Here is a 25458-nt window from a genome sequence, read left to right as displayed (position 1 = left end):
AGACTAGCTTATTTGTTCAAAAACTCTTAAATACAGGATATCTGTTGTGCAGTCCCCTCCGATCAAATTGTTGACGCAAGAATTGCTAGACGAAGTTGCAGCTTCCTCCCGCAGCAGTCCCCGCCAGCGACAAAACTACAATTTCCACGATTTGTCAGAAAAGGTGCAGCGGTTTGTCAACGTGCTGCAACAAGGCACTTACGTCCGCCCTCACCGACACCTGCGCCCGCCGGCAGTTAACGGTTTTGAGTTTTTTGTAGTGATTCAAGGAGAAGTCGGTATTGTTATTTTGAACGAAAACGGTCAAATCCTGCGATCGTTGCGAGTCAGCGCTGCTGGCCCGACTCGCGCTGTCGAACTTCCAGAGGGCACTATCCACACGTTGGTAGCTTTGGCACCGGATACTGTGATTTTGGAGTTCAAGGAAGGGCCTTATGACGTGGCGGCGGATAAAGATTTTTTGGCAAGTTTTCCTGCTGAGGGAACTGCGGCGGCGCGGGAATTAGTTTTGATTTGGGAAGCAGAATTTAACTGTTGACTGTTGACTGTTGACTGTTGACTGTTGACTGTTGACTGTTGAATGTTGAATGTTGACTGCTGACTGCTAACAACTGACAACTGACTAATGATTGAGGAATCTAATTGTCGTCATCCGATTGTATAAATCCGGCGCGGTGCGAATGATTTTTCTCAGAAGTTCATCCGTCACCCAAAAGACGACGGGAAAGGAAAATGTTTTGCTGAATTCGCTGCATAGCAGGTTGGTAGAAACGAGCAATCGATCGATCGACTCTACTGATTCCAAACCTAGGAGCATTAAAGCTGGAGGCTGTTCGCCGTCTAGTTCTGCTGCGATTGTCGTGTAGAGAGTTGTCGCCGATGCGGGCAAAAACAGTTGCTGCGGCTTCTGGACACAAGTTGCTTGCAGCCGATCGACTATTTCCTGCCGCAAAGCCAGCGAGTTGCAGTTGACTAAAACGAAAGAAAAGTAACCTTGGGAAAGACGAAGCGCCCGCATTAAAGTTGAAAACGACCGCTCGTTATATTTAGCTGAGTCGTACTTAGCTCCATCGTCTTTAGCTGTATTTTCTGAGCTTTTATGGACAAACATAAATTGCAGATTTTTTATCTAGTTTTAGAGATTTTCTAGATTAAATGCTGTTTATAAATAAAATCTGAAGGTCGATTTTTTTTTAGGAAAAACATTCCGGGATTATAGCACTGTTTTAAATTAATATCAATAGTGCGATCGACTAATTCGGCTTCAGCCACTCCTCGGCCACCTGCGGCGGTACAACCAAAATATAAAATGTAGTTAAACAGACAAAAAAATCACCTACAATTCTCAGCCAGGGGCAAAGTAAACCAAAAAATTGCCCCAGCACCGGGAGCGCTAATTACCCCAATTTCCCCGCCGTGAGCGCCAATAATTTGCCGACAAAGATATAGACCCAAACCCAAACCAACGGAGTGTCGGGATCGATCGCCCCTAACGTAAAGGTCAAAAAGATGTTCGCACTGTTCCGGCAATATTCCTACCCCGTCATCTTCAACTGTACAGTAAATCATACTACTTGGGGAATTGGAGATTGGGGATTGGGAATTGGTAATTGGTAATTTATCGATATCCTCTTTCGCTTGGCTGTGAGTTATAATGAATTTTTCCGCCTCGATTACTTTAGCCGAAACCGTTAAATTCAGTCCAGGCAGATTGTGTTTCAAAGCATTAGCAATTAAATTAGAAAACACGCGCCACAACTGAGTATTGTCCGCATTCACGGCAGGCAAATCATCGGGAACCAAATTTTTAAAAGTAGCTTGAGCCTCATTCATTAAAGGCTCTAAATCTGCGGCCGCCGCTTCAACTACCGCCCTCAAATCAACCCGCTCGCAGTGCAAAACCAAACCGCGCAATTCCCCGGCGTGAACTTCCAACAGCGAATTTATCAACCGCAATTGCTGCTCGCTACCTTGAATCATCCGCTCCAAAACAGAACGGGGAATTGCGATCGAATCCCCAGTTTTCGTCTGCCAATTTTTCAGCACCATTAACATTCCCGCCACCGGGTTTCGCAAGTCGTGAGAAAGAGCGTGAATAAACAGCCGCAGGGATTCTTGTGCCTGTTTGCGCTGCGTGATATCCTCAATTAAACCCTCATAATAAAGCACGGAGCCGCTGCTGTCCCGTACCGCCCGCGCCTTCTCGGAAATCCAGACAATACTGCCGTCTGAGCGGTAAATTTGAGACTCAAAATCCCACACTGTGCTGCTTTCCTCGATCGATCGCAAAAACTCATTTCTGCGAACCGGATCGACGTACAACTGCCGCTCGATATCAGTAAACTTTGCCGTCACTTCTTCCGGGGAATCGCAGCCGTAAATCCTTGCTAAAGCTGGATTTGCAGTAATGTAGCGGCCGTCGGGAGTGCTTTGAAAAATTCCCTCGCCGGCATTCTCAAAAATGCTGCGGTACTTCGCCTCCGCCACCTCCAACTGCTGGTAAGCAGATTCCAACTCGCGCCTCGTACTAAACTCTTTCCGTTGCAGACATTCGTACCAATAAACCGACAAATCGCAAATCAAACAAAACCAAAACAAATATAAGTAAAACCCGGTTAGCTTAAAAGCAGTATACTTAGCAAAACTTAGATTTAAAACCAAATTGATCCCGACGTGGCAGCACAAAACACCGAGTTGAGAAATCAGGTGGAGGCGCCAGCGGACGGGCATCAGCGTAGCTTGGGTGAGAAACGCTAAACTCCAGGTAAAAATCGGCAATTCCCCGGCTTGTGCGACGGCTAACCCAAGCTGTACAACGACCGTCAGCGACCACGAAAAACCCAAAAATAGCAAACCGGGATAGCGGTGTCCGATCGAGGTTTTTTGCAGCACAAAACAGGTCAGCAAACCCAATTCTACAGCAGCGCTCGTGTACAAATAAACACTTTTAAACTCGTGGCGAGCGAAGAATGCTTCGCCCATAAAATAGACAGTTATTGTGAAGGCAAAAAAGATGGCAATTGCGACAGCAGGGCGCAGTCTGTCTCGGAGGAAGCGATCGCGCCACACCTCGTAAACCGTTAACGCCTGAACAGATTTTGCATTGCCCAAATAGCTCATACTATTTTAGATTTTAGATTAGAGATTTTAGATTGAGAAAGATGGATCGTCCGAGTTGACAGCCGGTAGCGAAAACCAGAAAGTCGAGCCGACTCCGGGAGTGCTTTCGACGCCGATCGAGCCGCCGTGAGCTTTGATAATTTGCTTGGAGAGGTACAATCCCAAACCCAGCCCTGTTAATTGTCGGCTATTGGGGTCTTGAACGTAAAGTTCAAACAGAGATTCCCGCTGTTTGGCGCTGATTCCCACTCCATTATCTGTTACAGTACAGCGAACCATTTTTACGGTAACTCCGGGCAATTTGCCGCTGGTATTGCCAATTTGGCCCTGATAGCGGGGCATTTGGCAACTGCCGTCGAGGTTAAATTTGGCGCGGGTTTCCTGATTTTTCTGCGTGGTGTCGAGTATCCCAGGACGATCGCCCCAAGCAGATATCCGGTTAGCGATACAGCGGGCGAGCGGAGTATTTTGGGATGTTAAAACCTGTGAATTACCTTCATAAATTAGCGTTTTTTCAACTTCAATCACATCGGCTTTCAAAGTGATATTCACTCCCGGATGATTGTGTTTGATAGCATTAGTCAGCAGATTTTCCAGCACCCGCTGCAAGTGTTGGCTGTCGGCATTGACTCGCGGCAAATCCGGCGATATTTCCAGAGTCAAAGTTGCTTGATTTTTTGCCAGCATCGGTTCTAAATCGGCAACAATTGCTGAAGTTAAAGACTGCAAGTGCAGCGGTACAGTATTGAGAACAATACCTTTGACCTCGCTAGCGTGAGCGTCGAGCAGGGCATTAACCATAGTCAACTGGTGTTCGCTGCCCTGAACGATCCGCTGCAAAATCGATCGAGAAACCGGAACATCCTGTAGAGAGTCTGAGGGCGATTTGTTGAGCAAATTTTTCAGCAGTATTAACATTCCCATAACTGGAGTGCGGAGATTGTGAGAAACTGCGTGCAAAAATAAATCTTTCAGGCAGTTGCTTGCTTGCAGTTCGTGCATTTTTTGCTGTAGTTGGCGGGTGCGTTCCTCCACTTGAAATTCCAAGTTGGCATTGAGAGCTTTTACCTGCTGCAAAAGTTGGGCTTGCTGGAGAGCGATCGCCACTTGGGTAGCGAGTTTTTCCAACAAATCAATTTCAAATTCCTGCCACTGGCGGGGCCCCGAACACTGGTTGACGGCCAAGATCCCGAACAATTCATCCCCCAGGACGATCGGCACATTTAACGTCGCTCGAATTTGATAGTCGCTGTACAATTGGGCAACTGCACGGCTGACTTGAACGCTAGCAGTATCGGAGATAGCTCGGACGCGGTTGTTAGCATAAAAAGTTTTCTGTTTTTCGAGGTGATTCTCGTCAGCGAGCACCCACCCCAAAAGAGAACGGCATCGGGCATCCACAGACTCGGCCACAACCTTACCGTACACCGGGCTAGGAAGATGTACCCCGTCCGCGTCCATAATACCGATGAAAGCCCGGTCTGCCTTGAAAAATTCCCGGACTTCGGCAACAGTAGTGTTGAGAATTTCTTCGATGTTGAGGGAGTGGCGAATTCGCAGCGCCATTTCTGAGAGCAAGCGATCGCGCTCGGACGACGCTCGCAAAGCCGCTTCCGCGCGGTGGCGTTCGGTAACGTCTTGGACTGTGGCGGAAATGACGTTTGAGTTAATTGCCGACTGTTCGCAGACAGTACGCACTCCGCCGTCTGGAAGCACGATCCGGTAATCAATGCAATAGGGTTTGCGCTCAAACATAGCTTGACACTGCGATCGCGCCACCAATTCTCGGTCTTCTGGATGTACGGCCTGCAAAAAAACTTCTGGTGTCGGTTTGACGGTTCCCGGAGCAAAACCCAAGAGGCGGTAAAGTTCGTCCGACCACCGCAATTCGATATTGGGTGTAAGGTGTTCCGACAATTCCTGAAAGCTCTCAGTTACTGCGACTGCGGTGCAATTTAAATCCCAATTGCCCAACTGAGCGATGCGCTGAGCTTTAGCCAGACTAGCTTCGCGCGATCGCAGCGCCGCCGCCGTGCGGCGCACCTCCACCAGCGCTTGCTGGCGTTCTGCGACGGCGGCCGCCAACATCAGGGCCACAAGGGCGATCGTACCGATAAAAGCTTGTAAAAATAAAACCGCCTGTTTGAGATTATCGCTTTTGGCGAAAAACGGGCCGCCTCCCTGCGCCGCTCCCAAAATCGCGATGTAAGACACGATCGAATAAGCAAAAATCGCTCCCGGCGGTTGAAACCGCAGGGCGGCCCAAACTATCAGAGGAAAAGGCAGATACTCCAGCGGATACTGAGCGATCGCCGCCTGTGTTTTCGAGCAAAAAAACAGCCCGCTAACGCTCAGCAATAGAGTCAGCCAGAGCGCTATTTCTGAATAATTAACAATTAAAAATAAAAGCTGAGAGCGGTTTTTATTTGAAAAAAATGTGCTTGGATAATTTTTAATTTGTAACTTGGAATTTCCCCAGTTAAAAAATGTTTTCAATCTTGAAAGAATTCCAGGTTTTATCTCACATTTTACACCATTGTCAAGAACAGGCAAGATGCCTGTTCCACAAGAAAATTCATCTCTTGTGGAACAGGCATCTTGCCTGTTCCTAAACAAGTAATTGAGAATAATGAAACATCTCAGTTTTATTGGAAATTTAAAACTATTAACCGCGTGGTTTAGAGTCAGCAGCACTGGCGTCACGATCAAAATTCCCATGCCGTCTCCGAGCCACGCAGTCCACCAGTTCCGAGAGAAATTGCTCCACTGAACCCAACCAAAAATGCACGCGCCCAAGTTGCCGAGGGTAGAACCGAGCAAAGTAGACCCGATGACAGCGCCCGCCACCAAACTCAGAACATCTCGCAATCGATCGAGCGAAGTCGAAAATCCGCTCCGCCTCAGCGCCAATTCCCCCACTAAAGCTTGCACGGTGACGCTAAAAGCCGATGTGACAATGACGGCGGAGGGTATACCGGCGGTAGAGTTTAACAGCACCGAACCGAGGGCAATTCCCGGCCACATCCGCCGCCCTTGCAGCAGCATTGCCGCCAGAGCAATACCGGCGGGCGGCCACACGGGGGAGGCTTCGGCTTTCACCAGTCCCAGCATCGACGCTGCGAGTTTTCCGGTAACAAAGTAGGCCACGGCCAGGATGCCGGCGTGCAGAAGCGGTCGAGTGCGGCGGTTGAGCAGTTTCATGTTTAAGTGCGATCGAATCCTCCATTGCTAGTTTTTAATTTAGGCCGCCGATGGGCGATCGAACTTCCTCCTGGAGAATCACCTGACTGGGGGAGAGAGCTGTTGACGGTTGACTGTTGACTGTTGACTGTTGACTGTTGTGATTGGTAGCAGCTAACAACTCCCCATGCCCCATGCCCCATGCCCCATGCCCCATGCCCCATGCCCCATGCCCCATGCCCCATGCCCCATGCCCCATGCCCACTTCTTAAAATCCAAAACCCCGCTTGCCATCCGGCTTAACAGTGAGCCAATTTGTCTTCGCGGTTGCCAGTTGTTCCTCACTAACTGTAGCGTCAGTCAAATTCGCACCGCACAAATTCGCCCCCCGCAAATTCGCCTTGCTCAAATAAGCGCCCGTCAAGTCAGCACCTCGGAAATCCGCGCCTTCAAAATTGGCAGTGCTGCAATAAGCTTCTGTCAAATTTGCTCCTCGCAAATTCGCCTGAATTAACCTCGCATGGCCCAAATTCGCCCCCGACAAATCTGCTGCTTGCAAATTTGCCTTCACGAACCTAGCCTGATAAAAATTCCCCCCCGCCAACAGCGCTTTTTGCAGTTGCAAACCCGAGAATTCGCAGTCAGCAAAATCGCGCTTGCCTTTAAAATATGCCGCTCGCAAGCTGTTCGTGTCCCACTTAACAACAGCTTTCGTTACCTTGGGCCCTGCTAAATTGTCGCTGGAAGGTGCAACCGTTCCGAAAGTTCTGCCGGACTCAGCCAGAGTCCGGGAAACTCTCGGCTGCATCCCCGTGTTCCCAGATTGGGTGAATGAAGTTCTACCGGTGCGGGTTTGGTTCGATCGCAAATCTTGATTGATTTTGCTCTGGGGCGCTGACCACGCAGTAGCCTCACCGTTAAATATCGTCGGTTCTTCAACTGTACGAGAAGAGCCATTGAATTGAGTTGCCAAGCCCTCGACCAGACTTGGGTCTTCAAATTCGCCGGAAAGAGCTCTGATCACATCTCCTGCCGATTGGAAGCGGTGTCCAACCATCGGCTTGAGCATTTTTGCGAGAATCCGCGCAAAATTTGGGCTCACCTGAACGTGGGGCTGCCAAACAATTTCGCCGGTTACTGCATCGAAATCTAAATCCTTGGGCGACTTTCCTGTCAGCAAGTACAAGCAAGTCATGCCCACGGCGTAGATGTCGCTGGCAAATATCGGCCGCAGCGCCATTTGTTCTGGGGGAGCAAAACTAAATGTGCCGACTGAAAATTTCGTGTTGGCGCTTTGGTCGGCGGGGTCTAATAATATTGTTTGGCTAACTTGGTCTTTTACCGCTCCGAAGTCAATGAGAACTAAGTGGCTGTCTTGAACTCGGCGAATAATATTTGCGGGTTTGATGTCTCTGTGAATTACTCCTTGGCTGTGGATATATTGCACTACTGGCAGAATTTCTAATAGAAAATTTTTAACGTCCGATTCGTTGAAACGGCCTGAGTGCTTGACTTCTTGTTTCAAAGTCGAGCCTTTAACATACTCTTGAACTAAGTAAAATTGCTGTTCGGTTTCAAAATAGTCTAGCAGCCTCGGTACTTGCGGGTGGTCGCCCAGTTGGCCGAGGGTTTTCGCCTCTCGCTTGAATAATTCCCGCGCCATTTCTAAAACTCGCGGCGACGAACTACTGGGTCGCAGTTGCTTGACCACGCAACTCGGTTGACCGGGCAAAGAGATATCTTTTGCCAGAAATGTAGCTCCAAAACCTCCTTGTCCTAACGGTTCAATGACTCGATAGCGAGCGCGCAGCAATAACCGCGCACCGCACGTCTGACACTGGAGAATAGAGTCAGCAGGGTTTTGAGGATGGGGACAGCCCGGATTTACGCAGTAGCTCATATTGATTGAGTTTGCCTATATTGTTCTGATCTTGTCAGCGTCGCTCGATGGCACAAATTCCCTTTTGCTGCTTCTGCTAGAAATACTTATCTATCAGTTGCCGGCGGGCCGTGCGTTCGATTGCGAATTGGAATTGCACCTAAGTCTATTAGGCCGATATCTTTTCCCTATTTTGATTATCTCGCTGCTGTGAGTTTTTTCGGTAGATTATCCCTGAAGATAGTTTAAAGACTTGCTAAAGTTGTCCTTTTTTGTGTAAAGTCTTTCTAAAATAGATGCTTTTTGCGCTGTTAGATGTCTCTAGCATACCTCATTCTCTGATTGAGAATGTTACTCATCCCCCAGCAGCGATCGACATCAGTGGTCGATCGCTCGTTTTTGCTTATGTGTACCATAACAGCCTTGACAAAATTAAATTAGTGTGGTATGAAAAACTTTCCCGAATAAATTCTGGGACTGCACAGTCGAAGCCCGCCGGCGCAGACTAATGACTAATAACTACCGAGCACTGACAACTAACTACTGACTAAATTATGCGTATTTCTCTAAACTGGCTGCGGGAATTGGTGGATGTGTCGATATCCCCGGAAGAATTAGCCGAAACTCTGACAATGGCCGGGTTTGAAGTCGAAGAAATCGAAGACCGCCGCCCGTGGGCAAGCGGCGTAGTTTTGGGCAAAATAATCGCCTGCGAACAGCATCCGAATGCAGACAAATTGAGAGTTTGTCAAGTGGATGTCGGCTCTTCACAAGCTTTGAATATTGTTTGCGGCGCACCCAACGCTAGGGCCGACATTTACGTGCCTGTCGCTGTTGTCGGAACTTTTCTGCCGACTATTGATTTAAAGATTAAACCTGCTAAATTGCGGGGCGTTCCTTCAGAAGGAATGATTTGTTCTCTGGCAGAATTAGGACTGGCTAAAGAGTCAGCCGGGATTCACATTTTTGAGTTAGAAAATCCCGAATTGGGCAGCGATATTCGCCCGCTTTTGGGTTTAGATGATGTCATTTTAGACTTAACAGCAACTGCCAACCGTGCTGACGCTTTGAGCATGGTGGGCGTAGCGCGGGAAGTGGCCGCACTGACTGGGGCGAGTTTGAGAATTCCCGAAGCGAATAATGTTGCGATTGAGGGCAAAGAAAGTCCTAGTTTGGCAGTAGAAATATCGGAACCGCAAGGATGCCCGATTTACATCGGCACGGCAATTGAAGGTGTGAAAATTGCTGCTTCTCCAGCTTGGTTGCAGCAGCGGTTGCAGGCGGCGGGAGTGCGGCCGATTAATAATGTAGTTGACGTAACTAATTACATTTTATTGGAATGGGGACAACCGCTGCACGCTTTCGATCGCGATCGCCTGCAATCTTTCACCGGTACTCAAGATATCAGCATCGGCGTCCGCTTTGCTTCATCGGGGGAATCCTTCAAAACTTTGGACGGACAAAACCGCAATTTGCAAGCACAAAACCTGTTAATTACTGCTAGCGACAAACCTGTTGCCTTAGCTGGGGTAATGGGCGGCGAAGACACGGAAGTTCACGAAGGAACGCAAAATTTAGTTTTGGAAGCCGCGATTTTTGACCAGGCAACGATTCGCCGTTCGGCGCGCGCTCAAGGCCTGCGGAGCGAGGCATCGATCCGCTACGAACGGGGGGTGAATCAGGCGGCTTTGACGACGGCTTGCAACCGCGCTGTAGCTCTAATTTTGGAGTTGGCTGGAGGCGCTGCGACGGTTCAGAAAACGGCGAGTTCGGACGATGATTTGAGTTTTTCGCGATCGCTCGAATTGCGTTTAGATCGAGTAAATCTGGTTTTAGGGCAGTTGAAAAGAGGAGAAACGGGCGGTTCTAAATATCTGGAACCGGAAGAGGTGAAAAATATTCTGACAGCCTTGGGATGCGAAGTTGTTCCGACTGAAAAAGAACGGGTGTTTGCGATCGCGGTTCCTCCTTACCGCTACCGCGATTTAGAAAGAGAAATCGATTTAATTGAAGAAGTTGCCAGACTCCACGGTTATGACAATTTCTGCGATACTTTGCCCAGCAAAACTGAACCGGGTTATCTGTCGCCGGAATATGCGGCAATTCGGAATGTGCGATCGGCTTTTCGGGCTGCCGGTTTGACGGAGTTGATGCACTATTCTTTGGTGAAAACTGAGGGAGACAATCAGGTTGTGCTGGCGAATCCGCTGTTTGTGGAGTATTCGGCTTTGCGGACTGAGATGCTGTCGGGTTTGATTGATGCTTTCGGGTACAATTTGGAACAGGGAAACGGCGCGCTAAATGGTTTTGAAGTCGGCCGCATTTTCTGGAAGGAAGATGGCGGGCAGGATGCCCACCCCACAATGAAGGAAGCCGATGCAGTTGCGGGGATTATTGGGGGCGATCCGACTGTGTGGAAATGGCAGCAGGGAGGGCGCGATCGACCTTTGAGTTGGTTTGAGGCGAAGGGGGTTTTGGAAAGCGTGTTTCAAGGGTTGGGTTTGTCGGTTGAATATCAAAGCGACTCCTCTAATACACGCTTGCATCCGGGCCGCACGGCTGCGTTATCGTTAAACGGGAAACATTTAGGAGTTTTCGGACAATTGCACCCGCAATTGCAGCAGGAAAAGGGTTTGCCGGAGCAGGTTTACGTGTTTCAATTAGATTTAGGGGTGCTGTTGGCTGAGTTAGGGCGATCGACCAATTCGACTCGCAAGTTTGCGGGTTATTCGAGTTTCCCCGCTTCTGACAGAGACATTGCATTTTTCGCACCGGTTGAAGTTCCGGTTGTTGAGATGCAGAGTGCGATGAAAAAGGCGGCGGGTAGTTTGCTGGATTCCGTGGAACTGTTCGACGAATATCGGGGCGACAACGTGCCGGCGGGACAGCGGAGTTTGGCTTTTCGGTTAATTTACCGCGCGGGCGATCGAACTTTGAGCGAAACCGATGTCGAACCGGCACAACAAAAAGTTCGCGATGTTTTAGTTGAGAAATTCGGCGTTAGTTTAAGAAGCTAAAGAGGCCGCTACTCACCAATGGAAACCGCCAGGGAATGAATTCCCTGGCTCAAAGCTAAAGTCCTCTCAAGAGGACTAACAAGACTTAAGGATTACAAGGTAAATTTGCCATTGTGAGCAAAGCGAAGCATCTCAAATTCTTGCAATAAAAGCGTCTAAAGTGCATAATTGCTAACTAATTAACTCTTCAGTCCTCTTGAGAGGACTTCAGCTTTGAGGCGGGGGTTTCAACCCCTGCCGGACTCAATTTTTAACGTTAATTAAATTGTCACCAACGGCCGCAACATATCCCCAACCATAAAGGAAATATCGGGAAACTGCAAAGGAGAAATGCTCGCATCATCCCCAAGAACTACTATACTTTGATAACCATCCTGACTCGGTTCTCGAAAAACGTGAAGTTGCCGATTATTTACATCCAAAACCCAATAATCAGCAATTCCAGACCGAGCATAAATTGTCGCTTTTAGCCCCAAATCTGTTCTCAGGGTTCTATCAGCAACTTCAATAATCAGATAAATTTCAGACGGAGTTGGATGGTGGTCTTCATAGTAAAGTGGATCGGGTATGACTACAGAAATATCGGGTTCTGGTTCAGAGTAATTATTGAGCCGAACCGGGTCTTGCAGTCGCACAAAAATCTGCTCTCCTAAACGGTTATCCAGTAATATCTTCGTGCGCGCAATCGCCGCACCGTGGGCTGTTCCTTTGGCTGCCATCTTTACTATCTGTCCCGCCAGTAATTCTACTCGTTCATCTTCGTCAAGAATCCCAATTTCCGCCATCCGGTGATATTCTTGAACCGTCAACAGGCGAATGTCTAATAAAGTCATAGCTTGCTCCTCTATGAATTTAGCAATATTATAGTATAATTTTTTTCCCTTGACCGGGAGGACTTCTTTAACCCACATAGGTGGGTTTTGTTTGTGTAGGCGCGGTTTCCAACCGCCGACCGGAGTTTATGAATCGAGTAATATCCTAGTATAATATTTTTGGATATATTCATTAAAGGCTCAAAACCGTGACCAAATACGTGATGTGGGGAAGTTACTGCGAAGACGTTCTGGAAAAACGCGCTCCGTTTCGAGACGCTCATTTGGCTGGATTGGCTAAGCAGAAGGAATTGGGCGTATTAAGTACGATCGGGCCGACGAAGGATTTAACTAAAGTTTTTGGGATTTACGAAGCGGAAGATGAGGCAACTGTGCGACAATTGGTTGAGGCCGATCCTTATTGGGTAAATGGGGTTTGGACTGAGTACGACGTGAAAGAGTGGATTCAAGCTTTTTGAAGGGGATAACAGGGTGAACATCTTAAGATTGGACGACAGCGATTTAGTTCCAGTAGACTATGGCGATTTGCTGGACAAAATTTTAGAAGTTTTGCAGGGTAAAAACCCCTTTAATATATCAGATGACCGTCGTCGTCTGATTGTCGATATTGATGCGGTAGCTGCTGATGTTGCAAAAATAGAAGTGCGGACACCCTTGGGTTCCTTTGAACGTCAAGCAGATGCTGCCACTGTTAATTTTCCACCGGAAGTTGAGGAGCAATTTGGCGATCGAGTCAGGCAGATTAAAGAGTGTTTGCGGCAACACTTAGCATCTAAATTGCTGCCACAAAATACTTCAATTGAACAGTTTGTCGCTAGCTTAATCACTCCTTTAGATTCATCCTCTTTTCAAGGAGACGGCAAAAAGTTAGGTCTCAAATACGATTTTGGCACTCGCCACACTTCTTTAGAAAAAGAAAAGCTAACTTTGGAACGCCGACTCTCTGGGAGTCCTGGGACTTTAAAACTGCATAAATTGACTATTGCTGTGCGAAATACCGATATTTTTCAACAACAGCTAAAGGAGGGTTTAGAAAACTACATTAGGGAAAATGCCGAGAATAGCGACGATAGGCAAGAACTTAACCATTGTCTTGATGAGATGGTTAAAAATCCCGACTCAGATTTTCACAAATTAATCCGACTGGTAGACAAAGAAACCCTGGGTAAAATTAATAAAGAAGCAAAAATTACTTATTTAGAGTATCTGCTGGAACACATCCGCATTAGCAGCACAGATACTGTAGGTATCATCTATTTACAAGACTTGATTCGCCGCCTCAGATTGATAGAACAATACATCAACGACAGCAGTAAAGCCGATGGCGAATATGAAGTAAATTATGCAGGATTCCGATTTAATTACAGAGAGATTTTCGCCAGAGCGGAAGTTTTAGATGCACTGCCAATTATCCCCATTGTAGCAGGTTATTTGGGAGAAAGCACCGATACTCCTCAAAGCGAACGTAAATTTATCTTTGGCCTTAAAATCAAATTTAACAACCCAGTTCAAGCCCGCGGTGGAAAAGAAGCATTTGAATATCATCTGAATCGACTAAATCCAGATAGTGAAGAACACCAAGCAGCAATTGCGGAAGATTCCATAGATTCCATTACCGAAACCTTCGCCCGCAAGGTGTTAAAAATAGCATTGCTGTATCACTTTGTCTTTGCATCTCCCCACAACCCAGAAACGGAAAATTACAACCCTGAATTAGAACTTGACTTTAATCCTCTTCCTGGTTTTGAGAAACTAATCAAAGATGTATTGAGTCGTGATAATGACGAAATCAAAAAGAGACTTTTCCGAAATTTTGTGACTCGGTTTAAGGAAGTTAATGTTAAACATAAAATAAACCGTCTCAAGGAATTGCTGAAAAACTTTCTGAAACAGCAAACAATTTTGCCAAGCCGAACAGAAACGCGACACGTAAACCTTAAAATGGGTCTGGTAGAGGATATTGAGAATATTTTGACGACGAAGAAATTTTTTAATGATATTATGGATCGAAATTATAAGCAGACACTCCATTATATTGCCGTCGAGCAACCTACTGTCAACGAAAAATCTATTTGCCAGCTACCAGTCAATATTACCATCGAAGATGTCCGCTATTTCCCTACTGATGAACGCCAAACTTTCAGCATGGAATACAATATCGAAGGTGTCGATGTTTTGCCTGTACTTTCTGCACCTAAAGCCGATCGCTCTAGAGCAATATACAACCAGCATTTTCAGACCAAATTAGTCTTGTTTCCCTATGAGGATAGACGACTAGACAGCGGAGAAAAAGGTTTACAACCTGCGGCGGCTTTTGTGTATAAGTTTACCATGCTGCTGCTGTCTTATATCTGCCTGAAAATATTACTCAAAAATGCTGCGAAAAACTTGTTTATTCCGATGGTGAGGCTTCACGAAGGCGACCCTAAACACCCTTCGCCATCTGAAGAATTCATGGCTAAAGTTTCCAAAACATTATCTCACATTTTGAGTGAAAAACACCGCTCAACTTCTCAAGGATTTCGGATTAGAGAAAGAGTAGATAGTTTCCGTGTCGGTAACGGTTTGAGTTCCATGTATTCCATCCTTCCTAAAAAGTTTTGCTTCGACAATGTGCAGCTATCTCCAGAGTTGGATAAGTTAGCAATTATTGTCGTCTCCAGTCGGGATAGTGATGCAAGAAGAGGTAATCAAAACCGCTTCCAAAGACAAGCCAGCTTAATCGGAGAAGTTGTCGGAATTAACCGCCTAGATGACACCACAATTCAAGTCGAAATGCTGAAAACTTTTTCTGAGAATTACAGTGTCAGTCGCCTTTATACTGAACCTGTAATTCTTGAAGATGTCATGAGTCAGCTTTATCAGCAAGGATATCGGAATTTTGCATACATTTCCCAAGCACCTTACATGAGTACGCTGCACATTACCAAGACTGACGAAGATGAAGAAATGTCTTTCATGTCAAAAAAATTGCTCCGAACTTTGAAGGGAGAGCGCCGAGATATCAAAATTTATCCGATGTTTTTTGATAAATACTTTGTCCGCAGTTTCCTAGGTGATAAAGGAAAATCTTTTTACATTCAAGATACAATGGAACTGGAAAGCTTGTCTGCAAAAGGCAATCAGCAAGCTGTGATGTTTTTTAACTTGTTTAACGGGATTAAAGTCAAGCAGCCGGGAGAAAAAAACTTTTACAACGGCGTGATTTCCTACTCGACACTGTTGCATATATACGACGGTATTCTGGATGACCAAGACCTTCACCAAGGTTTGATATATGATGGTGAAATTAAAGATACTTTGCTGCATTATCTCACAATTTTCCACTTTTCCCGGTATGAAGCTCGCCACAATATTAGTTTAAAACTTGACCCCTACGAGCGGATTATCGGAGATGATTCAGTTGGTGCTTTATCTATGTTTCCTCATGCGGGCGGGAGTGCAGAGTTTAACTCGCTGGCTTTTTTGAATAAAGTAAGAGAAGTATTGAGCGTAACAAAGGGAGGTACACAATTATGATCGGTGAAGATTTTGGGCGGCTGTTTGAGGTTGGATTCAATATCGGGATTCTGGCATATATTCAGCGGGAAAATTTAGCTCACAATTTTGGCGATTCCTACCGTCTAGATTTGCAGAGGCTCAAATTGCCAAAGATGACGGCGGAAATCGTCAGGGAAGCCAATCTCCTGGCTAGTTTAGATGCTGAAATAGTTGAAAAATGGAGTTTGTTCTTTGTCCAAAAAGGTTTTTTGGGTGGGTTAAATTTTTTCCGGGAGTACGTCAAATCTACTGGCTGGAATTTGCAGCGGTTGGAAATTGTCTATTGTCAGTGCAGTTTTAGTGATGCTAACAGTATCAGAACCTATAATAAGGGTGAGAAAGAAGGGTTTAAAGAGTTATTGTCTCAGTTGACAACTGCCAAACTTAGTTTATCAGATGATCGGATTAACTCGTACATCCGCCGCTACTCGAAAAAGGGTGAGTTTTTGCAGGCTGATACGCTGATGCTGCTACAGCATGGGAATGATTTTAGAATTCTCTGCGTTGATTTGTCTGTGTTTTCTCCGATGTTAGCTCCCAAACCGGAGGATATCAATGAAATAGAGGTGATACGAAAATATTTAATGAGAGAAATTAGCTATTTGCGATCGAAAAGTGTGTTTTCTAATCTGCGGATGGATACCAGCACTTTGGGTGTGGATTTCTCGGAGGATTTAAAACGCTATTTTACGGCTTTTAAGTATAAGGATAAGGAAAGCGCTAAGCTGATTCAGGCCGGTAGCTACGCTCACAGCTTCTATGGATTTTTGCAACAAACTGGTATAATTTCAAGTAATGCTGAGGTTTTGTTTAATGTGGTTGGTTATGGCGATCGCAATATTAGCACTATTTCCCTACGCAAAGACAAACTTAAGCTGTTAGCAACTTGTGCTGAAATTTACAAAAATGAATCTAGGAAGCAAGAAATCAGCGATGCTCGCAGCGAAGTTTTGGATGTGATTCAACTCAACGCGGCTCGCAGTTTCAAAGAAGGCAGAAAATTTGTCGATTCTCTGTTAGGAATTGGGAAAAATGCCACTGAACCTGTATGTCATACAGAGAAAATCGAGAATTTTGTTAATTCAATCGATATTATATCAGATAAACTGGCCGATGAATTGCAAATTGATCGCGGTTTGCATTTGAGAAATGCTCACGCTGAATTGATTGTGAAAGCGCTTCAATCTGATGAAACTTATATCTTTTTGACAGGGAATCCGGGAATTGGTAAAACAACTGCGATCGCCAATTTTCTGAAAACCCATATTAATGACGGTTTCTTATTCTTATACGTCAGTCCCCGCAAGCAAGTAAACTTAGATATCATCGAAAAATTCACAGATAAAAATACTGGTTTGTTGTGCGATAATCGGCTATTCTGTATTAACACAAACTCGGATATTATCGCCAGCTATTCGGGAAAGCGTACAGTCAAGTATAGCTCGAATAGCCGCAATGAAAATTTTGCACAAAAAACGGTTAATTTTCTCAAAGACAATCCAGAGAATCAGGTAAAAGAATACCACCAGCGACAAATCGCCAGAAAAAATGAAACCGTAATTGAACCAGCTAGCCTCAAAACTATGGGAGTGCTAAATAGCATTTGCAATGGAATTTATAGCCTGATCAACTGTCAAACTTCTAATAATATTGTAGCTACGGTTTCCATCCAATCTTTGAGAATGAAAGAAAATCGACAAAGTACCCTAGATTATTTAGAACAGATATTTCAAGATACTTATAACAAACGCGATAAACAAGTCATCCCCGCCAAGATGCAAGAAATATCTAGGCGCATAAAACACATTTTCATTATGATAGATGAAATTACAGGAGATGACGGTGGTGTTCAGTTTTTAGCCGGAATTGCCAACATGGTTAAAAATCATGAATTGCACAAGCCACAGCACGGCTTTAATACTAAAATTATTGTGGCAGATGCTTCGATTGTTGACTCGGATGTGATTAAACAACACCTTGAAAACACATCTCCAGAACCGGATAAAATCTATTTCAAAAAATTAGCTAAAAATTCGGATGTCATTGAACCTTTACAAGTCACTCCTTTTGAATTTAAACGGCTACCTGCAACGATAATCAATGCCAATTCCTACCCCGCCCGCAGTTTAGAGATAACTTACAAGGTATTTGTAGAAACTGTTAAATACAATGAAAATGCGTCTTTAAAGGAGGATAATGATTTAGTAAAACGGGTACAGTCTGAAATAATTCAGGATATCAATCAGCGATTGGTGGAACCTGGTGTCGAACAAATTATAGTCTATATTCAAAATAAGCGAAGATTGGCAGAATTGATTGATAAAATTCAAAAAGAACGAGAATTTAATCAATTTGAAGATTATCTAGAAATTCATGCGAATATCTCGGAAGAGGAGAAGGCAAAAATACAGGAGTGCAAAGATACAGCTAAGGTAATCTTTATGACTGCATCGGGAAGTCGCGGCTTATCTTTCCCGAAAACTAAACACATTTTAGTAGATATTCCGCGCTTCCAGATTGAGAAAAATCTGATGGAAGTGATACAGGTGATTTATCGGGGACGCGGGGAAGATAAACATGGTAAAACCCTTGACGGTGAAGACAAGCAGTTGGTTTTTTACGTGTCTGATACAGCAGTTTACTATGCTGATGATGCGGAACTTTCCCTGCAAGAAAGCAAATTGAGTTTGTTGAATTTACTGCTAATTCTGAAGACTGCGGTGATGACGCGAATTGTCGGGTACGGGAATTTAGGTAGGGAAAAGTTTTTGATGATTCCGATTGGTGGTAAGTCGGTTTTTGCGGTGGGGGATACTTTTAGTAACAAGATGGCTTCTCTAATTAAAACGCTCAAGAGCGAAAGCATCCGAGGAAATAGGTTGCTAAAGGAGGTTTATACGAGTTTAGAAGAGCTTTTGGGTCGTGGGGAGTTTGTTTTGACAAATTCTGATAACTCTCGTTACAAGGGCAATTCCTACCTGGAAATGCGGGATGATTTTAACAAGAAGTTTTTGGAGAAGTGCAATCCGTTAGATGGTTTGCTGAGTTATGATAATTTAGAGACTGCTCATATTTGTGGGAGTTTGTTGGTAGTGCCTCTAGCTAAGCAAAATTTGCTGGAAAAATACCAGATGCGGCTACGCGAACAAATTCAGAAGTGTGTAGATGATCAGTTGCTGCAAAAAATGTATCGAATCAGGGATAGCGAGTCGTACCCGGAGAATGTACGATCGGCTATAAGAGGAGGTGCGATCGAGCTTTTGCAATTTCTCAACAGCGATGTGGAGAAAACTCAGTATTTTGAAGAGCAGAGTCAGCAGTTCGATCGCTATTATGCCATACCGCTATTTGCCTTCGTTAGCGGGGAGGAAATGCAGGAGTATTTTGCTGACAGTAAGCTGGAAGAACCGGAAGACAAGCGGTTTCGGGATATTTTGTCGGCTTATGTGCGATCGATCTACCCTATTGACAGTGTAATGCCGATCGGGCACAAATATCAAGACTTCCCATTTCTCGTGTTTAGAAGCTATAGTTTAGAACAAAGTCGATCCAAAATGTTCACAGACAAGTATCTGTTGAGCTCCAACGAGTTGAACGTGCTCAATTTGATTTTATCCAAAGATGCCAACAAAAACTTGTAAGGTGCGTCAGTTGCTAGTTTTCTAAACTGTATCGAAGATATTCTACTGACGCACCCTACTCAACTGTATAATAACCAACAAGCTAAAAACTCACTTAAACAAATATGACAGTCAAAGTAGGAGATATCGCACCGGATTTTACCTTACCATCTCAAACTGGTACATCAGTCAGTCTCAAGGATTTTCAAGGTAAAAAAAATGTCATCGTCTATTTTTACCCCAAAGACGACACACCGGGATGCACGACCCAAGCTTGCGCTTTTCGAGATAGTTACGAAGTCTTCAAAGACGCAGGTGCAGAAGTCATCGGAATTAGCGAAGATTCGCAGCAGTCTCACGAGAAATTCGCCGCTAAATATCAGTTACCTTTTACACTGTTGAGCGATACTGGCAATAAAGTTCGGCAATTGTACGGCGTTCCAGCTACACTGTGGATTATGCCGGGTAGAGTAACTTATGTGATTGATAAACAAGGTGTTGTCAAGCATATTTTTGACTCGATGTTGGACTTTAAGGCACACGTTGCAGAAGCCCTCAAAACTTTAGAAACTATCAAGATTTAGATGGATTAGAAACCCTCTCGATCAAACTCGGTGGTTTCAACCGCTTTTTTTGACCTGTTACTCCTAGGCGAAGCCAGGGCGAAAGGCTTTTGTATTTCGCAAGTCAATCGGTAACAGGTCAAACTATACCAACACGGATGTTCAAAGGCAGAGTTTTGCTAATGTTTGTCCCGATTTTGTGGTGGAATTGCGCTTTGAGAGCGATCGCCCAAAACCTTTGCCAGAAAAAATGCAATAATACAGGGATAATGGAGTGAGATTGGGATGATTGATTAACCCGAAACAGCGTTAAGTAGCAATTGGGCGATCGGGCAAAGAAGTAGAGATATTAGAGAATCCTCAAACTGTGTCTGGTGAAGATGTATTAGTAGGATTTGTATGGCAATTTAATTTAATTTGGTAGCGGGCGATCCTCTTCTGCAAGCTTCGCTAACGCACTTTAGGTTAATCTAGATTATCGGTTGTGTGGGGCGGGTTTATTATATTGTTTGCTTCTGTTAAATATTATCGGTGAAACCCGCCCGTACCGACTGTGTTTTGGGGAAAGAAATTATAAAATACGATCGCCACCAACACCACCGCCGCTCAATTCGCCTGCTTGAATATGATTATAGGACTCCCGGTGTGTATTTTATCACTATTTGCAGTTGGCAGCGCGAATGTTTGTGGGGCGAAGTTATTGATGATACAATGCAATTGAGTTCCTATGGTAAAAATCTTTTATTCAAAGGGAGGATTTTCTGTAACGTTACCCAAACGTGGAATTAGACAATTTTATTGTTAGGCCAAATCACGTGCACGGAATTATTCTTTTGAAAGATGGGCCAGAAAGAAATTATACAGAATCCGATAAGTTTGCTTCGATCGCCTGACTGACGGCGCGATCGCTGCCTCTTTAAAGATACAAGGGGCGGGTTGAGCGCGCAATACAAGATATCCCGCCAACAATTTAGATACAAAACCCAAAACCCGCCCGGTGGCGGATAGAATTAAATTCTTGCCAGATGTATAATTGTTAAAAATTAGATATTAACTTGCAATGGGTGCTAACAGAATTAGAATTGCTAAAGATAAAGCTGATTTAGTCAAATCCTTAACTTTATCGGATAACAACTCCGGGCCTTTTCAGACTTACGCCGATGTCATCGCGTTTGCCGCAGCGTTGGGAAATCAGCGGAAAAAACGCTTGCCTTTGGGGGAAACTTCTAAACGAGAACCCGGTGCTATAGATGTTGATGTTTTTCTATCTAGGGGTTACGATATGGCGATTAACTTAATTGCGATCGCCGAAACCAAAAATCCTCAAATTCTCTCCCATCTCGACGAACAATTGGAAGCAGAACGATTGCAAATTTTTGAAGAATATGCTAATGGCGGACTGGAAATTTTGCGAGAAGAGTTGCGGGGTGCGGCCGATTATACCGATCGCCTTTTGTTGATTTTAATTTCACAAAGAGACAACCAACATCGGTCAAATGAAGAATTCGATTTAAGCAAGTTTTTATTTTAAGAGGTTCTCAATGAAGCACATACCAAAAGATATAATCAAGAGATGCTTAAAGCAATCTGCAAAATTTCTCGCTTACAGTTACTCAGCATTTATTATTTGCTATTTCCTTCTCAAACTAATCTTTTGGGATAGAATAGGAATTATTGCCTTAATTAGCACCTTTATCCCCTTAATTTTCTTCCCTACTTTCCTGCTTCCCATCATCGGATTGTTAATTCTCAAAAAAAGATGGTTCACTATTATTTCTGCGATCGCCTCCATTATCCTAATCAGTTGGCTGCACATTAAATACTTTAGCCCAAAACCAATAAACATCACAAATTCGCAGCCCAGCATCAAAGTTTTATCTCATAACCTCAGTTGGTATAAAACTCAGTCACCTACTTTACTAAAACTGATTAACCAGCAAAAACCCGATATTATCTTTTTACAAGAAATCGTTAAGAAACATACCGAAAGAGCTTTCACCTGGTTAAAAGCAGACTACCCCTATCAAATTGGAACTCACCCTGTAGGAATTCTCAGTAAATACCCAATTGTATCCAGCGAAATACTGCACTTAGCCGACCATCCAGAAACGCAGCAGCGGGCAATTATTAAATTTAACGAACAAGAAGTAGTGATTTATAATATGCAAGCTACCGGGCCGTGGTTGAAGATGTCTAAAAAATTGGGTTTAATCAAAATTCCAGTTTACAAATATGACAAACGATCGCCTGAAATTCAAGACTTAGTGCAGCGAGTTGAGCGAGAAACTCTGCCAGTAATTGTCGCGGGGGATTTTAATATGACAGACGAAACTCAAGACTATGACAGGGTGCAGAAAGTCATGCAAGATTCTTTCCGAAAATCGGGATGGGGGTTTGGTTTTACCTGGCCTCACGGTTGGGAACTTAAATTCTTGGTAAAAAAATCGAATTGGAAATTAAACTATCCCCTTTGCCGGATTGATTATATTTGGTATTCAAAGCATTGGGGTGCTAAATCGAGTTCGGTTTTGGAGGCAACCGAGTCCGATCATTTGCCTGTAGGAGCCGAACTTATTTTGATGAAATAAAGCGGTATAATGTATATAAATTGAGAGGTAAACTTTGGTATAATATCGAGCGGTAGTAGTGTTTTATAGACAAAAATTACTAAAATTGATAATATTAATATGCGGTTTTCATTGAGTTATATGTTAAGATAAGTATTAGGTGGAGTGATTGACCTCAATGCCTGCGGTTGCCCAGCTAGAGAGTTTATATCGCATCAGTTATCAACTGACCTACACGATGCTTCAGCCGATACATCTTATTTGTGTTGACGATCGCACTCGTAACGTATTCATATTGGCTGGGTACGATGAAGAGCTTGAGTTCCAGATTTTACCCAATGGGGAGTTTGCTGATGAGCCAAGTTAACTATAATGCAATGTCGAATACTGAATTAAAACAGTATTTTCTTAAACATCGTGGAAATCGAGCCGCTTTTCAGGCGTACTTAGACAGAATCAATCAGCATCCGCTGAGGATTATTGCAAGCCCCAGCGATCCTGATTTCGATGAGAAAGTTCAAGCTGCAATTCGTCGCAAATTAGAAGCGGCAAGAAGTCGCAGCAGTTAGCCATCTAATAAAATTCAGAGGCACACCCCATGCAAATTAACCTCACCATTACCGATCGCTTAGAACAGCAACTTCTTGAGAAAGCTAGCCAACTCAACCTGCCGATCGAAACCCTGATTTTGCAATCCCTACGCCAACTGTTTCAAGAAGACGAAGAAGATATATCTAAAGAAGATATCCTTAACAGCCTTCGGATTGCGCTTCAGGAAGTAGAAGACGGCAAAGTTCACCCGATCGCAGAACTTTGGGATGGTATTGATGTCTGAACTACCCACTATCCAGGTTCTGTTTGCCGATCGGTTCAAGCGCCAACTCCGAATCCTCGCTAAACGCTATCGTCAGATTCAAACCGACTTGCAACCCCTCCTACAGCAGTTACAAGCAGGCGAATGTCCAGGCGATCGCATTTCCGGTACAGGCTACACGGTCTTCAAAGTAAGAGCCAAAAACAGCGACATCAGTAAAGGGAAAAGTGGAGGCTATCGCATTATTTATCAAGTCACATCAACCACTTGTTTCATCTTGCTCATCATCTATGCCAAATCTGACCAAGAAACGGTTGCTGTAGAAGAAATTAATGATCTTATCGATAGCTTCCGCGATCGGCAACAATCATAATCAAAAAATAACCTTAACCAGGCTCAAAATTAAGGGATCGCACTTTACAATTCCCGTATATATAAATCCCTGACTGCTGCCACTATCAGCATAGAAACTTAGCTCAGCACTGGCGGCAATCCTACCTCTTGCGGCTGCACAAATCGGCCGTTAAAACTAATAGCTTTATCCTCAAAAGTCCTCGCTTCCGCCACCGCTTGCCGCAAATGAGCTCGCTCCATATCGTCCTGAATTCCCCCTACCAAATATACAATTAACTTCGTCGCTAAATCCTTTCCAGAAACTAGCATTCGCTTTTTGTTCGGATCGTACAAAATGCCGTACCACGCAGACTCAGGATTGTCCATGTGGCTAAATCCTTCATCCACATCGAATCTGCGGAGTTTGTCAAAAATAGATTTCAGGGAAAGTTTCTTTCTAAATACTAGAATTCCCAAAGCATTAGCTAAAGCAACTTGACCGACTGGACGGAACAAAATATTTCCCTCGCCCCCTGGCTTTTCAAAACTAAATCGGCGCAATTCTGTCGTTTCTTCGCCGCTTTCAATTCTTTGATAGCTGGGTAAAGTTGCTAAATGATCGAACAGTTTCTTAAACTCTTCAATTCCCTCTTTCAGTTCTTCATCTTCGGGACGCATGGGGATTAAACCTTTTCGTTCCGGCTTCCAATGAGGGAATTTGTATTCCAAATACCGTTCGGACATATCTTGCAGCGCTTGCAATGTAGTTAACACAGTTGATTTGGCTGCGACTGTAGCGCTATCCCAATTCACGCGGGGGTTTCTGTCATCTTGTTCTTTTAATAAAGGATGGGTGACGGCAATTTTTCGGGCCGCGATCGCAAATCCGTTGTCCTCGTTCAATAATGCTAGCTGGCCCTGACTCAGCGTTACCGCCATTAGGTTAACGTGCACAAAGATCGATCGCACGCGCCGTTGTGCTTGCTGTCGCGTTTCCCCCGCTACCGCCGCCGGGATAAACTCAATTCCGATTTTTTCGTGCGCTAATTTATACACTGTTTCGGGGTCGATTTGATACTCTTCTGCTAAATCTTCCAGAGTAATTGCAGCGCCGACAGGTTTTTTATTTTTGTTGTATCTTTGCAGGATTCCGGTTTTAATTAAACTCATTAAACCTTGAACTCCCATCAGCCGATGCTGGCCGTCTAAGGCAAAAATTGAGACTTTTTGAGAGACATTCAAAAGCCCTAAGTTCTCGTTTTTATCAAAGGATGTAAATTCAGCAGCCGATTTAGTTGCTACGCCATTTTTATCCCATTCCTCGGCTAGAGGATTGTCTACCCACGGAGGACTGACTACTACTAAAACTGCGGGGAACTTGTGCGATTTTCGGGCTGCTAAATATTGAGTTAGGGCTGCTTGGCGCGACCAATCTAAGGGACGCTGGATAATTTCGTCAATGGTTTCGTCGTCGCGGACGATGTTGTTGGTTTGGAGGTCGAATTTTTGGCGGAAAAGCGGCATCTGGGAGGCGAAACGGACGCGAGAGTCTAACCATTCTAGGGTGACTGAACCGATGTATGCTTCGCTGTTTCCCATCTGGGTTTTTTGTACGAAAATGCGATCGTCCTTTCCTAAATAATTATCTAATAAAAGTGCGATTTCCTGTCTGTCGCTATTTTCTTTTTCTAAAATTTTGCTAGCGAGGTCATCCGCTGGGTTGGTATTCATCGGCGGTTTCTATATAAGTAGGCTATTTTTTCAAAAAATATCATATATTAAAGTTTATGTCAACACTTGTTTTTAAAAAAACATTGTGAAATACTTAAGTTATACCCTCATAGCCCACCTTAATACCATAAAACTTGCAAAAAGTCAATAAGTATTAATACTTAATTTCCATGCCCAATGCCCAATGCCCCATGCCCCATGCCCCATGCCCCATGCCCCATGCCCCATGCCCCATGCCCCATGCCCCATGCCCCATGCCCC

21 protein-coding genes are annotated in these 25458 nt (G+C 44.5%); 14 read left to right on the top strand and 7 right to left on the bottom strand.

The features are described 5' to 3' along the window. Positions 1–46 precede the first annotated feature (46 nt). Positions 47–538 carry a WbuC family cupin fold metalloprotein gene (locus tag QUA02_RS04240; protein WP_333025554.1) on the top strand — a complete coding sequence of 164 codons (492 nt, stop codon included), beginning with the start codon at positions 47–49 and terminating at the stop codon, positions 536–538. A gap of 84 nt (positions 539–622) precedes the next feature. On the opposite strand, the gene QUA02_RS04235 is transcribed toward QUA02_RS04240, so the two are convergent. From QUA02_RS04235 to QUA02_RS04215, 5 genes are all read right to left on the bottom strand, one after another. Continuing rightward, complete coding sequence (locus QUA02_RS04235; RefSeq protein WP_333025552.1) at positions 623–1111, bottom strand: hypothetical protein; 489 nt, start codon at positions 1109–1111, stop codon at positions 623–625. Positions 1112–1332: 221 nt separating this feature from the next. Further along, positions 1333–3120 carry a PAS domain-containing sensor histidine kinase gene (locus QUA02_RS04230; protein WP_333025551.1) on the bottom strand — a complete coding sequence of 596 codons (1788 nt, stop codon included), beginning with the start codon at positions 3118–3120 and terminating at the stop codon, positions 1333–1335. A 27-nt stretch (positions 3121–3147) separates the two neighbouring features. Continuing rightward, positions 3148–6321 carry a sensor histidine kinase gene (locus tag QUA02_RS04225; RefSeq protein WP_333025550.1) on the bottom strand — a complete coding sequence of 1058 codons (3174 nt, stop codon included), beginning with the start codon at positions 6319–6321 and terminating at the stop codon, positions 3148–3150. A 34-nt stretch (positions 6322–6355) separates the two neighbouring features. Continuing rightward, on the bottom strand, positions 6356–6559 hold the full coding sequence (locus QUA02_RS04220) for a hypothetical protein (RefSeq protein WP_333025548.1): 204 nt from the start codon (positions 6557–6559) through the stop codon (positions 6356–6358). Between the two features lie 9 nt (positions 6560–6568). Then, entirely contained in the window at positions 6569–8200 is a 1632-nt protein-coding gene (locus tag QUA02_RS04215) for a serine/threonine-protein kinase (protein ID WP_333025547.1), read from the bottom strand. 275 nt (positions 8201–8475) lie between these two features. On the opposite strand from QUA02_RS04215, the gene QUA02_RS04210 reads away from it, so the two are divergent. Both QUA02_RS04210 and pheT read left to right on the top strand, forming a co-directional pair. Beyond that, positions 8476–8688: a hypothetical protein gene (locus tag QUA02_RS04210; RefSeq protein ID WP_333025545.1), complete on the top strand. Its 213-nt coding sequence runs from the start codon at positions 8476–8478 to the stop codon at positions 8686–8688. A gap of 45 nt (positions 8689–8733) precedes the next feature. Continuing rightward, positions 8734–11196 (top strand): phenylalanine--tRNA ligase subunit beta, encoded by a 2463-nt coding sequence (gene pheT / locus QUA02_RS04205; RefSeq protein ID WP_333025544.1) that lies wholly within the window; start codon positions 8734–8736, stop codon positions 11194–11196. Positions 11197–11456: 260 nt separating this feature from the next. Here pheT and QUA02_RS04200 read toward each other — a convergent pair whose 3' ends face one another. Continuing rightward, entirely contained in the window at positions 11457–12029 is a 573-nt protein-coding gene (locus QUA02_RS04200) for a Uma2 family endonuclease (protein ID WP_333025543.1), read from the bottom strand. 188 nt (positions 12030–12217) lie between these two features. Between QUA02_RS04200 and QUA02_RS04195 the strand changes: the two genes are divergently transcribed. The 11 genes from QUA02_RS04195 (at position 12218) to QUA02_RS04150 (ending at position 23506) form a co-directional block, all read left to right on the top strand. Then, on the top strand, positions 12218–12487 hold the full coding sequence (locus QUA02_RS04195) for a YciI family protein (RefSeq protein ID WP_333025541.1): 270 nt from the start codon (positions 12218–12220) through the stop codon (positions 12485–12487). 13 nt (positions 12488–12500) lie between these two features. Next, positions 12501–15548, top strand: coding sequence for a hypothetical protein (locus tag QUA02_RS04190; protein WP_333025540.1), 3048 nt, complete (start codon positions 12501–12503; stop codon positions 15546–15548). Then, entirely contained in the window at positions 15545–19210 is a 3666-nt protein-coding gene (locus QUA02_RS04185) for a helicase-related protein (protein ID WP_333025539.1), read from the top strand. The genes QUA02_RS04190 and QUA02_RS04185 overlap by 4 nt, the downstream gene beginning before the upstream one ends. A gap of 104 nt (positions 19211–19314) precedes the next feature. Beyond that, positions 19315–19773, top strand: a complete 459-nt coding sequence (locus QUA02_RS04180) for a peroxiredoxin (protein WP_332980648.1) — start codon at positions 19315–19317, stop codon at positions 19771–19773. 510 nt (positions 19774–20283) lie between these two features. After that, the gene (locus tag QUA02_RS04175; protein WP_333025538.1) at positions 20284–20541 is read left to right on the top strand and encodes a hypothetical protein; all 258 of its coding nucleotides are present in this window, start codon (positions 20284–20286) and stop codon (positions 20539–20541) included. Between the two features lie 271 nt (positions 20542–20812). Then, a complete protein-coding gene (locus QUA02_RS04170) occupies positions 20813–21283 on the top strand; it encodes a DNA phosphorothioation-associated protein 4 (RefSeq protein ID WP_333025537.1) in 471 nt (156 codons plus the stop codon). A 10-nt stretch (positions 21284–21293) separates the two neighbouring features. Then, entirely contained in the window at positions 21294–22340 is a 1047-nt protein-coding gene (locus QUA02_RS04165) for an endonuclease/exonuclease/phosphatase family protein (RefSeq protein ID WP_333025535.1), read from the top strand. Positions 22341–22497: 157 nt separating this feature from the next. Continuing rightward, the gene (locus QUA02_RS33545) at positions 22498–22686 is read left to right on the top strand and encodes a DUF6888 family protein (protein ID WP_445305141.1); all 189 of its coding nucleotides are present in this window, start codon (positions 22498–22500) and stop codon (positions 22684–22686) included. Next, positions 22628–22888: a DUF6887 family protein gene (locus tag QUA02_RS04160; protein ID WP_445305134.1), complete on the top strand. Its 261-nt coding sequence runs from the start codon at positions 22628–22630 to the stop codon at positions 22886–22888. Before QUA02_RS33545 ends, QUA02_RS04160 begins: the two co-directional genes overlap by 59 nt. 29 nt (positions 22889–22917) lie before the next feature. Further along, positions 22918–23154 (top strand): hypothetical protein, encoded by a 237-nt coding sequence (locus QUA02_RS04155; RefSeq protein ID WP_333025532.1) that lies wholly within the window; start codon positions 22918–22920, stop codon positions 23152–23154. After that, positions 23147–23506, top strand: a complete 360-nt coding sequence (locus QUA02_RS04150) for a type II toxin-antitoxin system RelE/ParE family toxin (RefSeq protein ID WP_333025531.1) — start codon at positions 23147–23149, stop codon at positions 23504–23506. The genes QUA02_RS04155 and QUA02_RS04150 overlap by 8 nt, the downstream gene beginning before the upstream one ends. 98 nt (positions 23507–23604) lie before the next feature. On the opposite strand, the gene QUA02_RS04145 is transcribed toward QUA02_RS04150, so the two are convergent. Further along, on the bottom strand, positions 23605–25197 hold the full coding sequence (locus tag QUA02_RS04145; protein ID WP_333025529.1) for a DGQHR domain-containing protein: 1593 nt from the start codon (positions 25195–25197) through the stop codon (positions 23605–23607). Between the last annotated feature and the right edge of the window lie 261 nt (positions 25198–25458).

The organism is Microcoleus pseudofavosus SVA1_A4, assembly GCF_036700565.1.
Classification (GTDB): Bacteria; Cyanobacteriota; Cyanobacteriia; order Cyanobacteriales; family Microcoleaceae; genus Microcoleus.
Note: the sequence above shows the minus strand (reverse complement) of the source record. Positions and strands in the feature narration are given on the sequence as shown.